General features: G+C 70.1%; 1 protein-coding gene. It reads left to right on the plus strand.

The features are described 5' to 3' along the window. A partial coding sequence (locus EOA79_RS32405; protein WP_128293716.1) for an ATP-binding cassette domain-containing protein occupies nucleotides 1-579 on the plus strand: 579 nt, incomplete at both ends.

Consider the following 579-nt stretch of genomic DNA (forward strand, 5'->3'; position numbering starts at 1 on the left):
AATCCGGCACCGGCAAGTCGACGCTGGTGCGGGCCGTCGCGGGCCTGTGGCCCTGGGGCGGCGGCAGCGTCAATTTCCATGCCGGCAAGCGGCTGTTCATGTTGCCGCAACGCCCCTACATCCCGACCGGCACGCTGCGGCGCGCGGTCGCCTATCCGGCCGCCGCCGACAACTGGACGGTGGACGAGATCGACGCCGCCCTCGACAAGGTCGGCCTCGGCTACCTGCGGGACAGGATCGAGGAAGAGGCGCCGTGGGACCAGACGCTCTCCGGCGGCGAAAAGCAGCGCCTCGCCTTCGCGCGCCTGCTGCTGCACGAGCCAGACATCGTCGTGCTGGACGAGGCGACCTCGGCGCTGGACGAGAAGAGCCAGGACAAGATGATGCAGACGGTGGTCCAGGCATTGCCGAAGGTCACCGTCATCAGCGTCGCCCACCGCGCCGAGCTGGAAGCCTTCCACAGCCGCAAGATCACGCTGGAGCGGCGCGAGGGCGGCGCGAAGCTGGTCAGCGATGTGGAGCTGGCGCCGCGCAAGGGCAAGCGCAACGTGTTCGCGCGGGCGCTGTGGGGGAGCGGGG

The sequence above is a fragment of the Mesorhizobium sp. M1A.F.Ca.IN.020.03.2.1 genome (assembly GCF_004023205.1).
Taxonomy (GTDB): Bacteria; Pseudomonadota; Alphaproteobacteria; order Rhizobiales; family Rhizobiaceae; genus Mesorhizobium.